Source organism: Burkholderia sp. WP42 (genome assembly GCF_000745665.1).
GTDB lineage: Bacteria > Pseudomonadota > Gammaproteobacteria > Burkholderiales > Burkholderiaceae > Burkholderia > Burkholderia vietnamiensis.
In genome coordinates, this window is record NZ_JQJT01000023.1 from 129739 (window position 1) to 145691 (window position 15953).

The following is a 15953-nucleotide window of genomic DNA, read 5'->3' on the forward strand; positions in this document are numbered from 1 at the left end:
GCAAGCTGTCAACAGTGAGCGCCAGGTCTGCCGTCCATGCACAGCAGTGCGGCAGGTTGTTCGTTCGGTAGGAATTGAAAGAGTCGTGTCTGAAAATGATCTCAGCTGAAGGCCTGAAAGAAATCGATCGAGCGTTGACGAAGTATCCCGCCGATCAGAAACAGTCCGCCGTGATGTCGGCGTTGGCCGTCGCTCAGGAAGAGCACGGCTGGCTGTCGCCCGAACTGATGCAGTTCGTCGCGGACTATCTCGGCATGCCGGCCGTTGCCGTGCAGGAAGTCGCGACGTTCTACACGATGTACGAGCTCAAACCGGTCGGCAAGCACAAGATCACGCTCTGTACGAACCTGCCGTGTCAGCTTGGCCCGCACGGCGGCGCCGAGGCGACGGCCGACTACCTGAAACAGAAGCTGGGCATCGGCTTCGGCGAGACCACGCCTGACGGCAAGTTCACGCTGAAAGAAGGCGAATGCATGGGCTCGTGCGGCGATGCGCCGGTGCTGCTGGTGAACAATCACAGAATGTGCAGCTTCATGAGCCGCGAGAAGATCGACCAGCTGCTTGAGGAGCTTTCGAAATGACGTCCCTTCACGACCGTCACATCAAACCGCTGATCCTCGCAGGCCTTAACGGCGAGAACTGGCATCTCGAAGATTACGTCGCGCGCGGCGGCTACAAGCAGCTGCGTCGCATTCTCGAAGAGAAGATTCCGCCGGAGCAGGTGATCGCCGACGTGAAGGCGTCGGGCCTGCGCGGCCGTGGCGGTGCGGGCTTCCCGACCGGCCTCAAATGGAGCTTCATGCCGCGCCAGTTCCCGGGGCAGAAGTACCTCGTCTGCAACTCGGACGAAGGCGAACCGGGCACGTTCAAGGATCGCGACATCCTGCGCTGGAACCCGCACGCACTGATCGAAGGGATGGCCATCGGCGCATACGCGATGGGCATCACCGTCGGCTACAACTACATCCACGGCGAAATCTTCGAAGTCTATCGACGCTTCGAGGCTGCCCTGGACGAGGCGCGCGCCGCCGGCTTCCTCGGCGACAACATCATGGGCTCGGAATTCTCGTTCCAGCTGCACGCGCACCACGGTTACGGCGCGTACATCTGCGGCGAGGAAACGGCGCTGCTCGAATCGCTCGAAGGCAAGAAGGGCCAGCCGCGCTTCAAGCCGCCGTTCCCGGCGAGCTTCGGCGTGTACGGCAAGCCGACCACGATCAACAACACCGAGACGTTCGCCGCGGTGCCGTTCCTGCTGTCCATCGGGCCGCAGAATTATCTCGAGATCGGCAAGCCGAACAACGGCGGCACGAAGATCTTCTCGGTGTCGGGCGACGTCGAGCGTCCGGGCAACTACGAGGTGCCGCTCGGCACGCCGTTCGCGACGCTGATGGAGCTCGCCGGCGGGATGCGCGGCGGCAAGAAGATTAAGGCCGTGATTCCGGGCGGCTCGTCGGCGCCGGTGATTCCGGGCGACATCATGATGCAGACGGATCTCGACTACGATTCGATCGCGAAGGCGGGCTCGATGCTCGGCTCCGGCGCGGTGATCGTGATGGACGAGACGCGCTGCATGGTGCGTTCGCTGCTGCGCCTGTCGTACTTCTATTACGAGGAATCGTGCGGCCAGTGCACGCCGTGCCGCGAAGGCACCGGCTGGCTGTATCGCGTCGTGAACCGCATCGAGCACGGCGAGGGCCGCCAGGAAGACCTGGACCTGCTGAACTCGGTGGCGGAGAACATCATGGGCCGTACGATCTGCGCGCTCGGCGACGCGGCGGCGATGCCGGTTCGCGGGATGCTCAAGCACTACTGGGACGAATTCGCGTACCACGTCGAGCACAAGCACTGCATGGTCGGCGGCCACACACACGCGGCGGCAGCCTGAAGCGAAGTACCGGTTGCGGAATTTGAGCGCACGGTCGGGCGAACGCGCGAACGGGCGGAAATAGGTTAAGGACCATTCACCATCATGGTTGAACTTGAAATAGACGGCAAGAAGGTCGAGGTGCCCGAAGGCAGCATGGTGATCCAGGCTGCGCACAAGGCGGATACGTACATTCCTCACTTCTGCTATCACAAGAAACTGTCGGTTGCGGCCAACTGCCGGATGTGCCTCGTCGAAGTCGAGAAGATGCCGAAGGCCGTGCCTGCCTGCGCGACGCCCGTGTCGGCCGGCATGGTCGTGCACACGCAATCCGACAAGGCCGTGAAGGCGCAGCAGTCGGTGATGGAATTCCTCCTCATCAACCACCCGCTCGACTGCCCGATCTGCGATCAGGGCGGCGAATGCCAGCTGCAGGATCTGGCGGTCGGCTACGGCAAGTCGTCGTCGCGCTATTCGGAAGAAAAGCGCGTGGTGTTCCACAAGAACGTGGGCCCGCTGATCTCGATGGAAGAAATGTCGCGCTGCATCCACTGCACGCGCTGCGTCCGCTTCGGCCAGGAAATCGCCGGCGTGATGGAGTTCGGCATGCTGGGCCGCGGCGAGCACTCGGAAATCACGACGTTCGTCGGCAAGACGGTCGACTCCGAGCTGTCGGGCAACATGATCGACCTGTGCCCGGTCGGCGCGCTGACCAGCAAGCCGTTCCGCTACAGCGCCCGGACCTGGGAACTGTCGCGCCGCAAGTCGGTGAGCCCGCACGATTCCGTCGGCGCGAACCTCGTCGTGCAGGTGAAGAACAACCGCGTGATGCGCGTGCTGCCGTTCGAGAACGAAACGATCAACGAATGCTGGATCTCGGACAAGGACCGCTTCTCGTATGAAGCGCTCAACAGCACCGAGCGCCTGACGAAGCCGATGCTGAAGCAGGGCGGCCAGTGGATCGAAACCGACTGGCAGACCGCACTCGAATATGTCGCGAAGGGCCTGAAGGGCATCGCCGCGGATCACGGCGCGAACGCGCTGGCGATGCTCGCGAGCGCGCACAGCACGGCCGAAGAGCTGTTCCTCGTGAAGCAGCTCGCCAATGAACTGAAGACGCCGAACGTCGACTTCCGTCTGCGCCAGCAGGATTTCTCGGCGCCGGTCGCCGGTGCGCCGTGGCTCGGCATGCCGATCGCCGATCTGTCGAACCTCGGTGCCGCGTTGGTCGTCGGCTCGTTGCTGCGTCGCGACCACCCGCTGTTCGCCGCACGCCTGCGTCAGGCCGCGAAGAACGGCGCGACGCTGCACTTCCTGAACGCAACCGGCGACGACTCGCTGATCCCGACCGCGCAGCGCATCGTCGCCGCACCGTCAGCATGGCTCGACGAACTGGCCGGCATCGCCGCGGCGGTCGCGCAACTGCGCGGCGTCGCGCTGCCCGATGCGCTCGCCGGCGTCACGGCGTCGGCGGCCGCCCAGGCCGTCGCGCAATCGCTCGCCAACGGCGAACGCCGCGCGGTGCTGCTCGGCAACGTTGCCGTGCGTCACCCGCAATTCGCGCAGCTGCACGCGCTCGCACAGTGGATCGCCGAGAACACCGGCGCGACGCTCGGCTTCCTGACGGAAGCGGCGAACACGGTCGGCGCGCACGCGGTTGGCGCACTGCCGGGCGAAGGCGGCCTGAACGCTCGCGAAGCGTTCGCGCAGCCGCGCAAGGGCTACGTGCTGCTGAACGTCGAACCGGAATTCGACACCGCCGATCCGGCGCAGGCGCTTGCCGCGCTGAACCAGGCGGAAATGGTCGTCGTGATGTCGCCGTTCAAGCACGGCGTCGATTACGCCGACGTGCTGCTGCCGATCGCACCGTTCACCGAAACGGCCGGCACGTACGTGAACGCCGAAGGCACGGTGCAGAGCTTCAACGGCGTCGTGCGCGCACTCGGCGACACGCGCCCCGGCTGGAAGGTGCTGCGCGTGCTGGGCAGCCTGCTCGGCCTGCCGAACTTCGAATACGAGACGGCCGAAGAAGTACGTCTCGCCGCGCTCGGCGACGCAGGTGTCGCAAGCCGCCTGTCGAACCGCACGTCGGTCGCGCCGGCACGTGTCGCAGCCAGCGCCGCGAACGGCGGCTTCGAGCGCCTCGCCGACGTGCCGATCTATCACGCCGACGCACTCGTGCGCCGCGCAGGTGCGCTGCACCTGACGGCCGCCGCGAAGGCCGCGAACACCGTCGGCCTGCCGGCCGGGCTGTTCGACAAGCTGGGCTTGAAGGAAGGCGACGCGGTGCGCGTGCGTCAAGGCGAGCGTGCGGTGCAGTTGCCGGCCGTGCGCGACGCGAATCTTGCGGAGACGGTCGTTCGCGTGTCGGCGGCGACGCCTGCCGGCGCAGCGCTCGGCAGCCTGTTCGGTGAACTGGTGGTGGAGAAGGCGTAAATGAGCTTGTTCGATACGATCAACGCGGGCGGAGCCCAGCTTCTCGGCGTCGCGTGGCCGACGGTGTGGGCGCTCGTGCGCATCCTCGTCGTCGCCGTCGTGATCCTGCTGTGCGTCGCGTACCTGATTCTGTGGGAACGCAAGCTGATCGGCTGGATGCACGTGCGTCTCGGGCCGAACCGCGTCGGCCCCGCCGGTCTGCTGCAGCCGATCGCCGACGTGCTGAAGCTGCTGCTGAAGGAAGTGATTCAGCCGAGCGCAGCGAGCCGCTGGCTGTACCTGGTCGCGCCGGTCATGACGGTCGTGCCTGCGTTCGCGGTGTGGGCGGTGATCCCGTTCCAGGCCCAGGCGGTGCTCGCGAACGTGAACGCCGGCCTGCTGTACGCGATGGCGATCTCGTCGATCGGCGTGTATGCGGTGATTCTCGCCGGCTGGGCGTCGAACTCGAAGTACGCGTTCCTCGGCGCGATGCGCGCCGCTGCGCAGATGGTCTCGTACGAAATCTCGATGGGCTTCGCGCTGGTGCTCGTGCTGATGACGGCCGGCAGCCTGAACCTGTCGGAAATCGTCGGCTCGCAGCAGCACGGCTTCTTCGCCGGCCACGGCGTGAACTTCCTGTCGTGGAACTGGCTGCCGCTGCTGCCGGCGTTCGTCGTCTACTTCGTGTCCGGCATCGCCGAAACGAACCGTCACCCGTTCGACGTGGTGGAAGGCGAGTCGGAAATCGTCGCGGGTCACATGATCGATTACTCGGGTATGGCGTTCGCGCTGTTCTTCCTCGCCGAGTACATCAACATGATCGTGATCTCGGCGCTGGCGGCGACGCTGTTCCTCGGCGGCTGGGACGCGCCGTTCGAATTCCTGTCGTTCATTCCGGGCATCTTCTGGCTGGTGCTGAAGGTATTCGCGCTGCTGTCGGTGTTCATCTGGGTGCGTGCGACGTTCCCGCGCTACCGTTACGACCAGATCATGCGCCTGGGCTGGAAGGTGTTCCTGCCCGTCACGGTGATCTGGGTGGTCGTGGTCGGCTTCTGGATGATGTCGCCGCTGAACATCTGGGTGAAGTAAAGATCGGACGAAATCATGACGGCAATCCAACACTTCTTTAAGACCTTCTTCCTGACGGAACTGCTGAAGGGGCTCGCGCTGACCGGTCGCTACACGTTCCGGCGCAAGTTCACGGTGCAGTTCCCGGAAGAAAAGACTCCGATCTCGCCGCGTTTCCGCGGGCTGCACGCGCTGCGCCGCTACGAGAACGGCGAAGAGCGCTGCATCGCGTGCAAGCTGTGCGAGGCCGTGTGCCCCGCGATGGCGATCACGATCGAATCGGAAACGCGTGCGGACAACACGCGCCGCACGACGCGCTACGACATCGACCTGACGAAGTGCATCTTCTGCGGTTTCTGCGAAGAAAGCTGCCCGGTCGATTCGATCGTCGAGACGCAGATTCTCGAGTACCACGGCGAAAAGCGCGGCGACCTGTATTTCACGAAGGAAATGCTGCTCGCGGTGGGCGATCGCTACGAGAAGGACATCGCCGCGGCGAAGGCTGCCGACGCGCCGTATCGTTGATTGTGTTTGCAGTGCCGGCCCGGCATCGACGGGCCGTGCCGCCGCGACGGGTGCGGCACGCGAGAGCGTCCCGCAAGCCGCGCCTGACTATGGCCTAACGATGAACCGGTAATCATGGAATTCACGACCGTACTGTTCTACATCTTCGCGCTGCTCCTGGTGGTATCAGGGCTGAAGGTGATCACTTCGCGCAACCCGGTGGCGTCTGCGCTTTTCCTTGTGCTGGCGTTCTTCAACGCCGCCGCGATCTGGATGCTGCTGGAAGCGGAGTTCCTCGCGATCCTGCTGGTGCTGGTCTACGTGGGCGCCGTGATGGTGCTGTTCCTGTTCGTCGTGATGATGCTCGACATCAACATCGACTTCCTGCGGCGCGACTTCAAGAAGTTCGTGCCGATGGCCACCGTCGTCGGCGCGATCATCGTGGTCGAGACCGCGCTGATCCTGTGGCGCGGCTACGGCGACACGCACACGGTCCACGCGATGGCGACCGGCGCGATGGCCGACTGGTCGAACACGCGCCTGATCGGCAAGGTGATCTACACCGACTACATCTTCGCGTTCGAAATCGCCGGCCTGGTGCTGCTGGTGGCGATCATCGCCGCGATCGGGCTGACCGCGCGTCACGGCAAGGACAGCAAGCGCCAGCGCGTGTCGGATCAGGTCAAGGTGCGCCGCAACGATCGCGTGCGCCTCGTGAAGATGGAAGCGGACAAGCCGCAGCCGGCAACGGCGCAGAGCGAAGCCGGTACGAGCACCAACGGCTAAGCGGAGGAAACCCATACCATGCTGACTCTTGCCCATTACCTCGTGCTCGGCGCGATCCTGTTTGCGATGTCGATCGTCGGGATTTTCCTGAACCGCCGCAACATCATCATCATCCTGATGGCGATCGAACTGATGCTGCTGGCCGTCAACACCAACTTCGTCGCGTTCTCGCACTATCTCGGCGACGTACACGGCCAGATCTTCGTGTTCTTCGTGCTGACGGTCGCCGCAGCGGAAGCCGCGATCGGCCTCGCGATTCTGGTGACCCTGTTCCGTAAGCTCGACACGATCAATGTCGAGGATCTCGATCAGCTCAAAGGTTAATTTCAGGCAACGCTGTTATGTCAACGACACTCAATGAAAACCTGCTGCTGGCGATTCCGCTCGCTCCGCTGGCCGGCTCGCTGATTGCGGGGCTGTTCGGGAACGCAGTGGGGCGCAAGGGCGCACATCGGATCACGATCCTCGGCGTATTGATCGCGTTCCTCCTGTCGGCGAAAGTCTTCTTCGACGTGATGGGCGGCGCGAGCTTCAACGCGACCGTCTATGAATGGATGAACGTCGGCTCGCTGAAACTCGAGGTCGGCTTCCTCGTCGATTCGCTGACCGCGATGATGATGGTGGTCGTCACCTTCGTCTCGCTGATGGTGCACGTGTACACGATCGGCTACATGTCGGAAGAGGACGGCTACCAGCGCTTCTTCTCGTACATCTCGCTGTTCACGTTCTCGATGCTGATGCTCGTGATGAGCAACAACTTCCTGCAGCTGTTCTTCGGCTGGGAAGCGGTGGGTCTGGTGTCGTACCTGCTGATCGGCTTCTACTTCACGCGTGAGAGCGCGATCTACGCGAACATGAAGGCGTTCCTCGTGAACCGCGTGGGCGACTTCGGCTTCCTGCTGGGCATCGGCCTGCTGCTCGCGTTCGCGGGCTCGATGAACTACGGCGAAGTGTTCGCGAAGCGCGCGGAACTCGCGAGCCTGCACTTCCCGGGCACCGACTGGGGCCTGCTGACCGTTGCCTGTATCTGCCTGTTCATCGGCGCGATGGGTAAGTCGGCGCAGTTCCCGCTGCACGTGTGGCTGCCCGACTCGATGGAAGGCCCGACGCCGATCTCCGCACTGATTCACGCGGCGACGATGGTGACCGCCGGCATCTTCATGGTGTCGCGCATGTCGCCGCTGTTCGAGCTGTCGGATACCGCGCTGTCGTTCATCACGGTGATCGGCGCGATCACGGCGCTGTTCATGGGCTTCCTCGGGATCGTCCAGAATGACATCAAGCGCGTCGTCGCGTACTCGACGCTGTCGCAGCTCGGCTACATGACCGTCGCGCTCGGCGTGTCCGCTTACCCGGTCGCCGTGTTCCACCTGATGACGCACGCGTTCTTCAAGGCGCTGCTGTTCCTCGGCGCCGGTTCGGTGATCATGGGCATGCACCACGACCAGGACATGCGCAACATGGGCGGCCTGCGCAAGTACATGCCGATCACGTGGATCACGTCGCTCGTCGGTTCGCTCGCGCTGATCGGCACGCCGTTCTTCTCGGGCTTCTACTCGAAGGACTCGATCATCGACGCGGTGAAGCTGTCGCACCTGCCGGGTTCGGGCTTCGCATACTTCGCGGTCGTCGCCAGCGTGTTCGTCACGGCGCTGTACTCGTTCCGCATGTACTTCCTGGTGTTCCACGGCGAAGAGCGCTTCCGCAAGCCGAAGCATCCGGAATCGCCGATGGGCATGGCCGCCGCACACGGTCACGACGATCACGGCCATGGCCACGGTCATGACGACCATGCGCACGAGCCGCACGAGACCCCGTGGGTCGTGTGGGTGCCGCTGGTGCTGCTGGCGATCCCGTCGCTGATCATCGGTGCGATCGCGATCGGTCCGATGCTGTACGGCGACTTCTTCCAGCACGGCGTCGCGTTCGACAAGGTGATCTTCATCGGCCAGAACCATCCGGCGCTCGCCGAGATGGCCGAAGAGTTCCACGGCTGGGTCGGCATGGGCCTGCACTCGGTGTCGGGTCTGCCGGTGTGGCTGGCGCTCGCCGGTGTCGTCGTCGCGTGGTTCCTGTACCTGAAGCGTCCGGATCTGCCGGCGTCGATCCGCCGCGCGTTCGGTCCGATCTACACGCTGCTGGACAACAAGTACTACATGGACAAGATCAACGAAGTGGTGTTCGCCCGCGGTTCGGTGGCGATCGGCCGCGGCCTGTGGAAGGAGGGCGACGTCGTCGTGATCGACGGTCTCGTCAACGGCAGCGCCCGGTTCATCGGCTGGTTCGCCGGCGTGATCCGCTTCCTCCAATCCGGTTACATCTATCACTACGCGTTCGCCATGATCATCGGCATGCTGGGGCTCCTGACCCTGTTTGTAACGCTCGGCGGCAAATAAGGCGGGGGGACAACTAATGCACGCTTTTCCGATTCTCAGTACCGCGATCTGGCTGCCGATCGTTTTCGGCCTCCTCGTGCTCGCGGTCGGTAACGACAAAAACCCGGGGGCGGCCCGCTGGCTCGCGCTGATCGGCTCGCTGCTGGGCCTCGCGGTCACGCTGCCGCTGATCACCGGCTTCGATTCGAGCACGGCCGCGCTGCAGTTCGTCGAGCAATCGACCTGGATCGAACGCTTCAACATCTCGTACCACCTCGGCGTCGACGGCATCTCGATGTGGTTCGTCGTGCTGACCGCGCTGATCACGGTGATCGTCGTGATCGCCGCGTGGGAAGTGATCACCGAGAACGTCGCGCAGTACCTGGCGGCCTTCCTGATCCTGTCCGGGATCATGATCGGCGTGTTCTCGGCGGCCGACGGCCTGCTGTTCTACGTGTTCTTCGAGGCCACGCTGATCCCGATGTACATCATCATCGGCGTGTGGGGCGGCCCGAACCGCGTGTACGCGGCGTTCAAGTTCTTCCTGTACACGCTGGCCGGCTCGCTGCTGATGCTGGTCGCGCTGATCTACCTGTACACGCAGACGCATTCGTTCGACCTCGCGACGTGGCAGAACGCCAAGATCGCGATGACGCCGCAGATCATGCTGTTCATCGCCTTCTTCCTCGCGTTCGCGGTGAAGGTGCCGATGTGGCCGGTGCACACGTGGCTGCCGGACGCGCACGTGGAAGCGCCGACGGGCGGCTCGGTCGTGCTGGCCGCGATCATGCTGAAGCTCGGCGCATACGGTTTCCTGCGCTTCTCGCTGCCGATCACGCCTGACGCGAGTCACTTCCTGGCGCCGGTCGTGATCACGCTGTCGTTGATCGCGGTGATCTACATCGGCCTCGTCGCGATGGTGCAGGCCGATATGAAGAAGCTGGTCGCGTATTCGTCGATCGCGCACATGGGCTTCGTGACGCTCGGCTTCTTCATCTTCAACCAGCTCGGCGTCGAAGGCGCGATCGTCCAGATGATCTCGCACGGCTTCGTGTCGGGCGCGATGTTCCTGAGCATCGGCGTGCTGTACGACCGCCTGCACTCGCGCCAGATCGCCGATTACGGCGGCGTCGTGAACGTGATGCCGAAGTTCGCCGCATTCGCGATGCTGTTCTCGATGGCCAACTGCGGCCTGCCGGGCACGTCGGGTTTCGTCGGCGAGTTCATGGTGATTCTCGCGGCCGTCCAGTACAACTTCTGGATCGGCTTCGGTGCGGCATTCACGCTGATCCTCGGCGCTGCCTACACGTTGTGGATGTACAAGCGCGTGTATTTCGGCGCCGTCGCGAACGACCACGTCGCGAAGCTGACGGACATCGGCCGTCGCGAATTCGTGATGCTGGCCGTGCTCGCCGCGTTCACGCTGCTGATGGGCCTGTATCCGAAGCCCTTCACCGACGTGATGCACGTTTCCGTGGAAAACCTCCTCTCCCATGTCGCGCAGTCGAAGCTGCCGCTGGCCCAGTAAGCGCGAGCGGAGGAACTCAAGATCATGAACGCACCTATGAATGTCCTGTTGCCTGACGCGCTGGTGATGGCCGCCATCATCGTCGCGTGGCTGAACGACACCTTTACCGGTGCCGCCGGCCGCCGCCTGACCTATCTGATCGCGGTGGTGGCGTCGGTCGTCGCCGGCGTCTGGTTTGCCGTGCAGGCGCTCGATCCGCACCAGTACTACTTCTTCTCGCGGATGGTCGTCGTCGACTCGTTCGCGAGCATGATGAAGGCCGTCGTATCGTTCGGCTTCGCGGTCACGCTCGTCTACTCGCGCAAGTACCTCGAAGACCGCGACATGTTCCGCGGCGACGTGTTCCTGCTGGGCATGTTCTCGCTGCTCGGTCAGTTGGTGATGGTGTCGGGCAACAACTTCCTGACGCTGTACCTCGGCCTCGAACTGATGTCGCTGTCGCTGTATGCCGTGATCGCGCTGCGCCGCGACGCCGCGCAGTCGAGCGAAGCCGCGATGAAGTACTACGTGCTGGGCGCGCTCGCATCGGGCTTCGTGCTGTACGGCATCTCGATGCTCTACGGCGCGACCGGCTCGCTCGAGCTCGGCGAAGTGTACAAGGCGGTCAGCGGCAACACCGACGCGGCCGTGCTGATGTTCGGCGTGATCTTCATCGTCGCCGGTATCGCGTTCAAGCTCGGCGCCGTGCCGTTCCACATGTGGGTGCCGGACGTCTATCAGGGCGCACCGACCGCGATGACGCTGTTCGTCGGCGGCGGTCCGAAGGTTGCCGCGTTCGCGTGGGGCCTGCGCTTCCTGGTGATGGGCCTGCTGCCGCTCGCGCAGAACTGGCAGACCGCGCTCGTGATCCTCGCCGCGCTGTCGCTGATCGTCGGTAACATCACCGGTATCGTCCAGCGCAACATCAAGCGGATGCTCGCTTACTCGGCGATCTCGAACATGGGCTTCGTGCTGCTCGGCCTGCTGGCCGGCATCGTGAAGGGCGACGCGGCCGCACCGGCGAACGCATACAGCTCGGCGATGTTCTACGCGATCGTCTACCTGATCACGACGCTCGGCTCGTTCGGCGTGGTGATGCTGCTCGCACGCCGCGATTTCGAAGCCGAAACGATCGACGACTTCAAGGGCCTCAACAAGCGCAGCCCGGTGTTCGCGTTCGTGATGATGGTCATGATGTTCTCGCTGGCCGGCATCCCGCCGACCGTCGGCTTCTACGCGAAGCTCGCGGTGCTCGAGGCCACGGTCAACGCCGGCCTCACGTGGCTCGCGGTGCTCGCGGTGATCACGTCGCTGTTCGGCGCGTTCTACTACCTGCGCATCGTGAAGCTGATGTACTTCGATGCACCGCAGGACGCGTCGCCGATCACGGGCGACTTCTGCAAGCGCACGATCCTGGTGGTCAACGGCCTTGCGATCGTTGCGCTCGGCCTGGTTCCGAGCCCGCTGCTGACGGCTTGCCTGCAGGCGATTCGTCACACGCTGCAAACGCTGCCGCTGTAATGTCGGCAGCCGGCTGGTTCATCGTGCTGTTGGCGCTCCTGTGCGCCAACCTGCCGTTCCTGAATCAACGCCTGTTCGCCGCCGTGCCGATCGGCGCGGCGAAGAAGAGTGCGTGGATTCGGATCGGCGAGCTGATCGTGCTGTACTTCGTGGTCGGCGCGCTCGGCTTCTGGCTCGAATCGCGCGCCGGCAACCGCTTCGAACAGGGCTGGCAGTTTTATGCGATCACGTTCAGCCTGTTCATCGTGTTCGCGTTTCCCGGCTTCACGTTTCAGTATCTCGTCAAACGACGCTGACGGCTGCGGCCGTCGCGTGCTCATTTCTCCGGAGCCCGCCGATGGCCGAACTACCCAATCACGACGCCGCACTCACCGAAACCTGTCTCGACAGCGAGGCGATTTTCGACGGCGCGTTCCTCAAGCTCAAACGCGATACGGTGCGTCTGCCTGACGGCAAGCAGGCGACGCGCGAGTACGTCCAGCATCCGGGCGCGGTGATGGTGATCCCGCTGTTCGACGACGGCCGCGTGCTGATGGAAAGCCAGTACCGCTATCCGATCGGCAAGGTCATGGCCGAATTCCCGGCCGGCAAGCTCGATCCGAACGAAGGCGCGCTCGCATGCGCGGTGCGCGAGCTGCGCGAGGAAACCGGCTACACGGCCCGCGAGTACGTGTTCCTGACGCGCATTCACCCGATCATTTCCTATTCGACCGAGTTCATCGACCTGTACCTCGCGCGCGGGCTCACGGCCGGCGAGCGCAAGCTCGACGAAGGCGAATTCCTCGAAACCTTCACGGCGACGCTGCCCGACCTGCTCGAATGGGTGCGCACCGGCCAGATCTCCGACGTGAAGACGATCATCGGCACGATGTGGCTCGAGAAGGTGCTGTCCGGCAACTGGCCGCTCGGCGCGCTGCAGAACCCCTGAGCGGGCGTCGGCGGCGAGCCGGACACGGCGTTACAATCGCGTGACGCGCCGGCCGCCGGGCCGCGCGAAGCCGGTTTAGCACGGTCGTTCAAAAAAGCGCGATTTGCGCTACACTCGTCACACGCCCTGATTCAGCATGAAGGTCCTCGATTTACAGTGTCCGCACGGTCATCGGTTCGAAGGCTGGTTCGCTTCCGCCGATGAATTCGAAGCGCAGTTGTCTCGCAAGCTGGTCGAATGTCCGGTGTGCGGGACGACCGACATCAACCGGATGCCGTCGGCGCCGCGTCTGAACCTTTCGGGCGCGACGCAGGCGCAGCCGCAGCCGGCCGATCCGCGCGCGCTGCAGGCCCGGGCGATGCGCGCGCTGCGCGAGGTGCTGGAGAAGACCGAGAACGTGGGCGAGCGCTTCGCCGAGGAAGCGCGGCGCATTCATTACAACGAAGCGCCGGCACGCAGCATTCGCGGCGTCACGACGCCCGAGGATGCGCGCTCCTTGGTCGAAGAAGGCATCGAAGTGATGCCGCTGCCGATTCCCGCCGCGCTGAAAGAATCGCTGCAATGACCTTGTGCAGTGAGTCCTGGCCGGGCCGGACGGCCGCGGACAGGAGACACTGCGCATGGATCTGAATTACTCCCCCGCCGACGACGCATTCCGCGCCGACGTCCGCGCCTGGCTCGAGGCGAATCTGCCTCATGCACTGCGCGCCAAGGTACTCGACCATAAACGGCTGAACCGCGACGATTTCGCAAGCTGGCACCGCATTCTCGGCGAGCGCGGCTGGTCCGCGCCCGCGTGGCCGGTCGAGTACGGCGGTCCGGGCTGGAACGCGACGCAGCGGCACATCTGGGAAGATGAGTGCGCCCGCATCGGCGCGCCGATCGTGCTGCCGTTCGGCGTGTCGATGGTCGCGCCGGTGCTGATGAAATACGGCAGCGAAGCGCAGAAGCGCCACTACCTGCCGCGCATCCTCGACGGCACCGACTGGTGGTGCCAGGGCTATTCGGAGCCGGGTTCCGGTTCGGATCTCGCCTCGCTGCGCACGCGCGCCGAACGCGACGGCGACCACTACGTGGTGAATGGCCAGAAGACCTGGACGACGCTCGGCCAATATGCGGACATGATGTTCTGCCTCGTGCGCACCGATTCGTCGGCGAAGAAGCAGGAAGGCATCTCGTTCCTGCTGATCGACATGAAGACGCCGGGCATCACGGTGCGCCCGATCATCACGCTCGACGAGGACCACGAAGTCAACGAGGTGTTCTTCGAGGACGTGAAGGTGCCGGTCGAGAATCTCGTCGGCGACGAGAACCGCGGCTGGACCTATGCCAAATATCTGCTGGGGCACGAGCGCACCGGCATCGCGCGCGTCGGCGCGTCGAAGCGCGAGCTGGCCTTCCTGAAACGCGTCGCATCGAACCAGCGCAAGAACGGCAAGCCGTTGCTCGCCGATCCCGTGTTCGCCGCGAAGGTCGCGGCGCTGGAGGTCGAGCTGATGGCGCTCGAGGTGACGGTGCTGCGGGTCGTGAGCCGTGAGACGAGCGGCAAGGGGCCGGGTCCCGAGGCGTCGATGCTGAAGATCAAGGGCACCGAGGTCCAGCAGGCGCTCACCGAGCTGATGTTCGAAGCGATCGGGCCGCTCGCCGCGCCGTTCGACATCCCGTTCCTCGACGGCGAGCGCGAGCACAGCGTCGCGGGCGACGACGACGCGGCGCCGCTCGCCGCGTACTACTTCAATTACCGGAAGACGTCGATCTACGGCGGTTCGAACGAGATTCAGAAGAACATCATCGCGCAGATGATTCTGGGGCTGTAACCAGGCAACGGAGACAACCATGGATTTCAGCTTTACCGACGAGCAGCAACAGTTCGCCGACGCGCTGCGCCGTTACCTCGGCGAGCAATACGGGTTCGACGCGCGGCAGGCGATCGTGCGCAGCGATGCGGGCATATCGGAAGCGCAATGGAGCGCGTTTGCCGAGCTCGGTCTGACCGCGCTGCCCGTGCCCGACGCGCAAGGCGGCTTCGGCGGCGGCCCGGTCGACATGCTGGTCGCGATGCAGGAGCTCGGCCGTGCGCTCGTGGTCGAGCCGTACTGGGCGACCGCGGTCGCGGTCGAGGCATTGCGGGTCGCGGGCTCGGGCAGCGGCGACGATGCCGCGCTGCTCGAAGCGGTCGCGCAGGGGCACAAGCGGCTGGCCGTCGCATTCCACGAGCCGCACGCGCGCTACGACCTGTACGAGCTCGGCACGCATGCGCGCGTGCAGGGCGGCACGTGCCGGCTGAACGGCGCCAAGTCGGTCGTCCAGCATGGCGCGCAGGCGCATGCGTGGATCGTGCCGGCGCGCGTCGACGGCGGCGGTATCGGCCTGTTCGTCGTCGAGCGCGACGCCGCGGGCGTGACGCTCACCGATTACCGGACCATCGACGGCCAGCGCGCCGCGACGATCGCGTTCGACGACACGCCCGCGCGGCAATTGGCGGGCGGCGTGCGCGATGCGGCCGCGCTCGAGCAGATTGCCGATTACGCGACGTTCCTGCTCTGTGCGGAAGCGGTCGGCGCGCTCGACGAACTGAACCGGGCGACCGTCGAATATACGAAGACGCGCGAACAATTCGGCGTGCCGATCGCGCGTTTCCAGGCGCTGCAGCACCGGATGGTCGACATGCTGATACACGCGGAGCAGGCGCGTTCGCTGACCTACCTCGCCGCGGTCCGATATGCGGGCGCCGATGCCGATGCGCGGCGCAAGGCCGTGTCGGCGGCGAAGGCGCGCGTCGGCGCGGCCGCGCGCTTCGTCGGACAGCAGGCCGTGCAGTTGCACGGCGGCATGGGCGTGACCAACGAGGTCGCCGCGGCGCACCTGTTCAAGCGGCTGTCGATCATCGAGACGACACTCGGCGACACCGATCATCACCTTGCGCGCATCGCGGCCCTGCCGGATTTCGCGCAAGCCGACGCGGCATGACGGTCACGCGCG

General features: G+C 64.6%; 15 protein-coding genes. All 15 read left to right on the forward strand.

Annotated elements, in window-relative coordinates; translation table 11 throughout:
- Nucleotides 1-95: 95 nt before the first annotated feature.
- Nucleotides 96-581: an NADH-quinone oxidoreductase subunit NuoE gene (gene nuoE, locus EX20_RS15750; protein WP_006478266.1), complete on the forward strand. Its 486-nt coding sequence runs from the start codon at nucleotides 96-98 to the stop codon at nucleotides 579-581.
- Nucleotides 578-1888, forward strand: coding sequence for an NADH-quinone oxidoreductase subunit NuoF (gene nuoF / locus EX20_RS15755; protein ID WP_011885532.1), 1311 nt, complete (start codon nucleotides 578-580; stop codon nucleotides 1886-1888). The genes nuoE and nuoF overlap by 4 nt, the downstream gene beginning before the upstream one ends.
- A gap of 84 nt (nucleotides 1889-1972) precedes the next feature.
- Nucleotides 1973-4303, forward strand: coding sequence for an NADH-quinone oxidoreductase subunit NuoG (gene nuoG / locus EX20_RS15760; RefSeq protein WP_034194070.1), 2331 nt, complete (start codon nucleotides 1973-1975; stop codon nucleotides 4301-4303).
- The gene (nuoH, locus tag EX20_RS15765; RefSeq protein ID WP_011885530.1) at nucleotides 4304-5371 is read left to right on the forward strand and encodes an NADH-quinone oxidoreductase subunit NuoH; all 1068 of its coding nucleotides are present in this window, start codon (nucleotides 4304-4306) and stop codon (nucleotides 5369-5371) included. It abuts the gene before it with no gap.
- 15 nt (nucleotides 5372-5386) lie between these two features.
- A complete protein-coding gene (gene nuoI / locus EX20_RS15770; protein WP_011885529.1) occupies nucleotides 5387-5875 on the forward strand; it encodes an NADH-quinone oxidoreductase subunit NuoI in 489 nt (162 codons plus the stop codon).
- 114 nt (nucleotides 5876-5989) lie between these two features.
- A complete protein-coding gene (locus tag EX20_RS15775; RefSeq protein WP_011885528.1) occupies nucleotides 5990-6640 on the forward strand; it encodes an NADH-quinone oxidoreductase subunit J in 651 nt (216 codons plus the stop codon).
- An 18-nt stretch (nucleotides 6641-6658) separates the two neighbouring features.
- Nucleotides 6659-6964: an NADH-quinone oxidoreductase subunit NuoK gene (nuoK, locus tag EX20_RS15780; protein ID WP_011885527.1), complete on the forward strand. Its 306-nt coding sequence runs from the start codon at nucleotides 6659-6661 to the stop codon at nucleotides 6962-6964.
- Between the two features lie 17 nt (nucleotides 6965-6981).
- Complete coding sequence (gene nuoL / locus EX20_RS15785) at nucleotides 6982-9036, forward strand: NADH-quinone oxidoreductase subunit L (RefSeq protein WP_011885526.1); 2055 nt, start codon at nucleotides 6982-6984, stop codon at nucleotides 9034-9036.
- Nucleotides 9037-9052: 16 nt separating this feature from the next.
- Entirely contained in the window at nucleotides 9053-10543 is a 1491-nt protein-coding gene (locus EX20_RS15790) for an NADH-quinone oxidoreductase subunit M (RefSeq protein ID WP_011885525.1), read from the forward strand.
- Nucleotides 10544-10579: 36 nt separating this feature from the next.
- Complete coding sequence (gene nuoN / locus EX20_RS15795; protein ID WP_175464266.1) at nucleotides 10580-12043, forward strand: NADH-quinone oxidoreductase subunit NuoN; 1464 nt, start codon at nucleotides 10580-10582, stop codon at nucleotides 12041-12043.
- Nucleotides 12043-12339 (forward strand): DUF2818 family protein, encoded by a 297-nt coding sequence (locus EX20_RS15800; protein WP_011885523.1) that lies wholly within the window; start codon nucleotides 12043-12045, stop codon nucleotides 12337-12339. Before nuoN ends, EX20_RS15800 begins: the two co-directional genes overlap by 1 nt.
- A gap of 41 nt (nucleotides 12340-12380) precedes the next feature.
- Nucleotides 12381-12971, forward strand: coding sequence for an NUDIX domain-containing protein (locus EX20_RS15805; RefSeq protein WP_014723354.1), 591 nt, complete (start codon nucleotides 12381-12383; stop codon nucleotides 12969-12971).
- A gap of 136 nt (nucleotides 12972-13107) precedes the next feature.
- Nucleotides 13108-13536: a DUF1178 family protein gene (locus EX20_RS15810; protein WP_034194071.1), complete on the forward strand. Its 429-nt coding sequence runs from the start codon at nucleotides 13108-13110 to the stop codon at nucleotides 13534-13536.
- A 55-nt stretch (nucleotides 13537-13591) separates the two neighbouring features.
- Nucleotides 13592-14788 carry an acyl-CoA dehydrogenase family protein gene (locus EX20_RS15815; protein WP_011885520.1) on the forward strand — a complete coding sequence of 399 codons (1197 nt, stop codon included), beginning with the start codon at nucleotides 13592-13594 and terminating at the stop codon, nucleotides 14786-14788.
- Between the two features lie 19 nt (nucleotides 14789-14807).
- The gene (locus EX20_RS15820) at nucleotides 14808-15941 is read left to right on the forward strand and encodes an acyl-CoA dehydrogenase family protein (RefSeq protein ID WP_011885519.1); all 1134 of its coding nucleotides are present in this window, start codon (nucleotides 14808-14810) and stop codon (nucleotides 15939-15941) included.
- Nucleotides 15942-15953 lie beyond the last annotated feature (12 nt).